Source organism: Microcystis sp. M53598_WE2 (assembly GCF_030067735.1).
Taxonomy (GTDB): Bacteria; Cyanobacteriota; Cyanobacteriia; order Cyanobacteriales; family Microcystaceae; genus Microcystis; species Microcystis aeruginosa.
The window spans coordinates 1-6,209 of record NZ_JASJFE010000480.1; the positions used below are offsets into that span (position 1 = coordinate 1).

The 6,209-nt window shown below is 40.1% G+C and carries 3 protein-coding genes and 2 pseudogenes; 3 read left to right on the forward strand and 2 right to left on the reverse strand.

Going from position 1 to position 6,209, the window contains the following annotated elements; all coding sequences use genetic code 11:
• Window positions 1-498, reverse strand: a pseudogene (locus PX636_RS22670) (ARC6/PARC6 family protein); the annotation flags it as partial.
• A 306-nt stretch (window positions 499-804) separates the two neighbouring features.
• On the reverse strand, window positions 805-2,004 hold the full coding sequence (locus PX636_RS10005) for an acetate and sugar kinases/Hsc70/actin family protein (protein WP_288116998.1): 1,200 nt from the start codon (window positions 2,002-2,004) through the stop codon (window positions 805-807).
• A 55-nt stretch (window positions 2,005-2,059) separates the two neighbouring features.
• Between PX636_RS10005 and PX636_RS10010 the strand changes: the two genes are divergently transcribed.
• From PX636_RS10010 to PX636_RS10020, 3 genes and pseudogenes are all read left to right on the forward strand, one after another.
• Window positions 2,060-2,767 carry a Crp/Fnr family transcriptional regulator gene (locus PX636_RS10010; RefSeq protein ID WP_002797187.1) on the forward strand — a complete coding sequence of 236 codons (708 nt, stop codon included), beginning with the start codon at window positions 2,060-2,062 and terminating at the stop codon, window positions 2,765-2,767.
• A gap of 191 nt (window positions 2,768-2,958) precedes the next feature.
• The gene (locus tag PX636_RS10015; RefSeq protein ID WP_288116997.1) at window positions 2,959-5,289 is read left to right on the forward strand and encodes an NACHT domain-containing protein; all 2,331 of its coding nucleotides are present in this window, start codon (window positions 2,959-2,961) and stop codon (window positions 5,287-5,289) included.
• A gap of 10 nt (window positions 5,290-5,299) precedes the next feature.
• Window positions 5,300-6,209 (forward strand): annotated as a pseudogene (locus tag PX636_RS10020) (hypothetical protein); the annotation flags it as partial.

Sequence of the window (6,209 nt, forward strand, 5' to 3'; positions counted from 1 at the left end):
ACCCTGACTGTTATAGAGGGTTCTTTCTTCAGTAACCACCACATCCACTGTAGCTTGATCGCCAGAGGCTGTAAAATTATTAACTGAATCTATTCTCTGAACTCCATAGATATAATAAGCACCATTATTAGCTAACCATTCGGAAGAACTTTCTTGACCATCAGAGCGCTTTATTTTGTCATTATAAGCTTTACCTGTAAGTAATTCTTCTCCTAAATAGGTTTGATAGGAGGAACCATAAATATCTCTTTTTGCCTTTAACCAGCGCTCGATTAAATCCACCGAGTTAACTATCTGTTGAGGAACAGGTGAATAGACAGGTTCAGGACTGGGTAAGGCATCGATGACACCTTGGGTAATTTTAACTTGATTAAAGTATTTAATTAGGTGCTTTTGTCACTCTTGAGCGCGATTTAAGTTACTAAAAGTTGCTACCTGAATATTACCATCATTAACAAAAGCATCCCGACAAAAGTTATTTTTAACTCTCTCTAAACTCACAAATGTTGCATCCTCTAATAAAAATTAACATTTAGCAATAATGTAGGGGGCGTGTTTGCGGCAATAACCTTGAATAAAAAAACAAAATTAGCAATCCGCGCCCCACGCACCAGTTAAGTAAGTAATCTCAATTAATTGTGAGATAGTGGGACAGGGTTCTGGTTCTTTGTATTTTATCTTTAATTGTAACCGGCTACTTAGTTGATGATAGGTGGTGCGTTACGACGGATTGTTACCTTCAAGTCAAAGCAGCAATTTTGGCCGTCTAACGCACCCTACGTTTTACTACTGAGGTTGATGTTTTTAAGCATTATTGACCTTCTCACCTCTAAGAGCCGAAAATAAACAGAGACGACCCAAACCCAAGATTGCTGGTGAGAAGGTTTCCTGACTGGGGGCCTCTAGATTGCAACCGGCAAATTCTTGCTGTATTTCTGTTAGAAAATAAGGCCAAATGGTTAAGAAAAAATTACCGCTAAAAATTATTCGATCGATATCTTCAAGACTTTTTTGCTGTTTTTCTAACAAATCATTAACTTTTTGTCTTAAATTATCTATATATGGTATAATCACCTTCTTATTTAAATCGGTGCGACTGACCGTCCAAGTATGACCGGCTAGAGAGGAGGTAAATTCGCTTTCTTCTTGAAGGATTAATTTGGTTAATCTAGCGGCTGCCAGTAAAGATTTTTTTAAGGGATTAGTATCGGTGAGATCTGAGGGGGAAAGAGGCAAAAAAGAACGCCAGAGAGGATAAATTAAGTGAGAGAGTATGGCCTGTTCATAGGTGTTTTCCCCGTAGTTAAAATGGCTCAGAGCGATCGCTTGACGGCATAAAGAGCGAGTTTGCGGTGGGACTTCCACTATTGCTAAAGTGGTGGTCTCCCGCTTCCCTTCGATAACCAGTAGGGTTTGGGGTTGGGGTTGGTCGCTAGTGGGAACATGGGCCAGAGCAGTAGCGATCGCTGTTTCTAGACTAGATAGGCGATCAGGGGGTATTAGTTGCGCTGTGAGAAGGGCTTTTTTCAGGTCATCCGTGGGGGTTTCCCCGTCATCGGTGATAATAATAGCTTCTAATCGATCTAGGGCTTCCCAGAGCCAAGAATCGGTGCTAAAATCCCGATTAGATAGCCAACTAATTAGATATTCTTCCACCTGAGAGCAGGGTAAGAGATCACTTGTTCCCGTTGCCAGACTCCAAGAAAGAGGATAAAAATCGATCAGTCCCTGGCTTTCCCGAAAAAAGACAACTTTTACCCCCTCTGGTTGCACCGCCATTCCCAGGGACCAACGGGCAACTTCAGGGGTTGGAGCGGGCAACAATAAGGGAGAAAGCAGCGCTCTGGCCGATTCTAATTGTTGACGAGTGGCGATAATTGTCTCGGAAGTAACTTCTTGCGGGTTAACTAGAGAGGAAATCACCTTGGCAAGAATCCGATCGATCTCGGTCAGTAGGGAGGAAAAATCCTGTTTATCGGTCACTGGATAATTAAAAATACCCACAACTTTCCATTGTAGAATCACCTGCCTAAAACCAACAAAATTTAAATATTAAACCATGGAAGAAAAACGATATCCTGCGGAAAAATCAGCAGAGATTCAAAAATTATTAGATACAGCCACTTTATTGGTCGGTTTGGCCCCTGAAACCCTCGATCAAGTTACTTCTCATGCTGTCACCCGCACTCATCCTGCTAATCGGGCGATTTTATTAGAAAATGATTGGGGGGGTTCGGTTTACTTTATTCTGGATGGTTGGGTGAAAATTCGTACTTACAATATGGATGGCAAAGAAGTCACCTTAAATATCCTCGGTAAAGGGGAAATAGTCGGAGAAATGGCCGCTTTAGAAGAATCTCCCCGCTCCACTGATGCTATCACCTTAACCACGGCCACAATTAGCAGTATTCCCGCTCAAGATTTTGTTAATCTGCTCCAATCGGAACCTTTAGCGGGAATTCGTCTTTCTCAGTTAATGGCCAAGCGTTTGCGTCAACTTAACCGGCGTTTACGTTTACGGGAGGCCGATAGTCTCTCCAGAGTCGCCGATACTTTACTCTTTTTAGCCGAAGGTCAAGGAGAAAAAAGCTGCCAGGGTACAGTAATTCCCAATTTACCTCACCGGGAATTGAGTAGTATTAGTGGCCTGGCCCGGGAAACCGTGACCCGATCCTTGACCAAATTGCACAAAAAAGGACTGATTCAAAGACAGCAGGAATCCCTCTTTATTCCCGATCTGGTCGCTTTAGAAAAAGTGATCACCTAAATTCAGTGATCAGTGATCACTGATCAGCTGATTGTTTTTATTTGTCGATTAATTAGCCATTTTTCTAGTTATCATCACTATTATACTAAATCTGGTTATTAAAAACTGATTATTTATTCCCCCTCGTGCATGAGTGCCTCTCCTTATATGTAGCCTATACTGTATGAATCAGTGTTATATTGGTAGCCAGGATGTGGGAAAAAGGCAAAGAAACGGTACAGACAATGAAGTTTATTCACTGGAAAAAGCAGCAGTTATTGATGATTTTTGTCCTAGGGCTGGCAATTTCAGTCGCGTGGGGGACAATTTTGCCTGTTTTTACTCAAAAGCTTCCTGCACCTAATCCCTGTAACCAACTTAGGGGAAAGATTCAAAATCGGGCAAAACAAGATGCAGAAGCTGACCGGTTGAATTTTTTCAATACTGATAAAAAGAAAAAGACAAGTAGTGATATTTTAAATTTGTATAAAGAGGTAAATTCTCAAGCTTCTTGTTTTCCACAGGATGAATTATGGGATATCTATGAACAACAATATGATATTAATAAATATCCTGCCTGGATACCTGTGCTTGTTATTCTTGTTTTGGGTGGTATTGTGGGGACTGTTATTAGTGATACCTTAAAAAAATGGCTCAATCAGTCTTTAGAAGCGATTAGTAAATGGATTTATAAAACCTTTGCTGGAACACCCTTATTTGAAAATATTGCTCTTAAAAAGTATCGACAAGCATTAATTGATAAATATCAAAAACTTAATATACCTTTTCGTCCTCATCGTCCCCTAGAAATGCGGGAGATTTATGTTTCTTTAAAAGCTTTTAAAGCGAGCAATCGCTCTTTGATTGAAGCAGAAAATGCGGTGCAAAAATACCGCCGCTTAGTGGTTAAAGGTGCGCCTGGTTCGGGGAAGTCGATGTTATTAAAGTATCTAGCACTTTCCTATTCAGAAGGACGATTCAAAAATTTATCCGATCGTCCCGTGCCAATTTTACTAGAATTGAACCGCCTCAATGAGGCTAATTTGACAGTAGAAAAGTTAGAACAACATTTAGTAGCAGCTTGCGATCGCCATAATTTTCCTAAAGCTAATCGTTTCATCTCTCAAGGTTTAAAAGACGGACGTTTGCTGCTGCTTTTAGATGGGTTAGATGAGGTTAGTAGTGGCATTCGCTCTTCTGTTGTTCGGTGTCTTAAAGACTTTTTAGAATTAGAAAAGTATAAAAAATGTCGGGTAATTATTACCTGTCGGACGGCTGTTTATCATGATGAGTTTGTCGATAATACCGAGGAAACTTTAGAAATTGTCGAATTTAGTGACCAGCAAATTCGCCGCTTTTTGCAAGCTTGGAAGTTGGAAATGCCGCCAGAGAAATCAGTAGAACAATTGATTCAAAACTTGCGAGCTAAACCGAAAATTATGGCACTGGCGCGGAATCCCCTACTGTTAACAATCATCGCCTATCTCTATACGGATACCCCCTTTGTTTTACCTCATTCGCGAGCCGAATTTTACACTAAAGCTACTGATGTTTTATTAGAATTGCGCGACCAACAAAGAAATATCCCTAATCAATATAGTGGTGTCAACAAGCGGCGAGTTCTGCAACATTTAGCACTCTATGCTCAGAATAGCGCTAATCGACAACAGCAAGATCGCCGCAGTCTTCTTGATTCTGAAGTATGGGAACAAGTTAAACAAGTCTTACCTTCATTAAATCTAGAGCCTAAAGAGGCTAATTCTATCGTTGATGAAATCGTCAAACGCAGTGGAATATTGCTTCGCATTGATGGCGGACAGGGTTATTATTTTCCTCATCTCACTCTACCAGAATATTTCGTAGCAGCAGCTTTAACAGACAAACAAGCTGAATTAATTCAAAAATGGAAAAATGCTCCTAGCGACTGGCTAGAAATTGTCAAGTTATGGTGTGGATTGGCAAACAATAGTACGGATTTAATTACGGCGGTATATCAACAAGATGCACTGACAGCATTTGAATGTCTAGCAGATGCTCAAGAAGTAAAACCAGAAGTTGCTCAGGAGATTATAGATTATTTTAAAACACAATTGAGAACCGATGAATCAATTTGTAGTGCTTTTGGCTCAGTAGCGGCTGATTTTCGTCCTAGAGGGAAAGCATTATTTGATTTTTTAGTTGCTAGTTTAGATAATTCAGACAGCCAAAAAGCAGCGGCTCAAGCCTTATCCGCCACTAATTTGCCTCAAGCAGTAGAAAAATTAGTTATTTACTATGATCACAATCAACCCCATTTTATAGAAGTGCGAGAAGCCTTAATCAGAATGGGAGGTTTAGCAGTTAATCAACTAGAATCTTTAGCTCGAAAAGGCTCTATAGAAGCAATGGATGATTTAGTTAAAATTGCCATACCAGAAGCGGCTGAGGCACTTGAAAGATTGCAGGAAGATCCGAACTTAAGCGGAAAAGTAAGTTTTCGACTTGCAGCACTGTTGAAGGAGTTAGAAGATAGTCAAGCTGAACGCAATCGCACTCTATCATGAAGGAAAACTAATGCTATTCAGATTCATTCGCCGACTAAAAAATCGAGCCGTTAAACAAAAGCGCCAGCCACAAGAGGTAATCGAAACGGACTTAAGTTGGATTTGGCAACCTTTTGAAAATTCAAGCACTTTGCAGTTCTCTGCTACTGTCAAGAAAGTTGCTGCTGCAATTATTGAAAGCTCTGCTGATGATATTCCTAAAATCACTTTTGAACTCGATCCTCGGTTAGTCATTCCTTTATGTGCGATTCAGTTACCAAATGAAATTAATCTGACTCAATTAAGTTCTTTTAAAAATGAATTGGAATCGGTTTCACTTGAAAATTTAGACAATAAAATAGAGTTTGTTGATCGAGTTTTAAGTAAAATCACTCCAAAGCAGCGTTGGTTATATTTATTTAATAGTCTGACACCTGAATTACAATTTGCCTTACTGTCTCGCTTAATCAACTGCCGCCGCCCCACAAGAAACGACTGGCGCAATCTTTTTAAGAAGATAGAATATCAGTTTAAAAAAAGCCGAGAATATCTAGGAGTGTTAACTGTTGTCTTCTTGCTCTCTCTTGGATCTGTAATTGAAATATTCGCTATCATGTACAGTCAGCCAAAAAGTTGGGTTAATGGCTTGATGGCAATCACAATTGCTGTTGTCCTGTATTTTTTAATAGTTTTATGGCAAGAATTTAAAGCCAAAGAAGAAAAATCAGAGCTATCAGAGCCAACTTTATTGATGCAATTGGGCTTACTAGGATCCTGGACGTTTTGCCAAGAATGGTATCGACTACTCAGAAAAAACCTAGTTTGGGAAGGAATAACAGCTTTGTTTGATGATCCTGTTAGGGCTAGGGCTGGGGCTGTGGTTGTGACGAATGTGGCTATGGTTGTGATGGGTGTGGCTGTGGTTATCGCTGGGGCTGTAG

Excerpts from the sequence above, each read along its gene's own strand:
- PX636_RS10015 (WP_288116997.1), top strand. The coding sequence starts at position 2,959 with ATGTGGGAAAAAGGCAAAGAAACGGTACAGACAATGAAGTTTATTCAC.
- PX636_RS10010 (WP_002797187.1), top strand. The coding sequence starts at position 2,060 with ATGGAAGAAAAACGATATCCTGCGGAAAAATCAGCAGAGATTCAAAAA.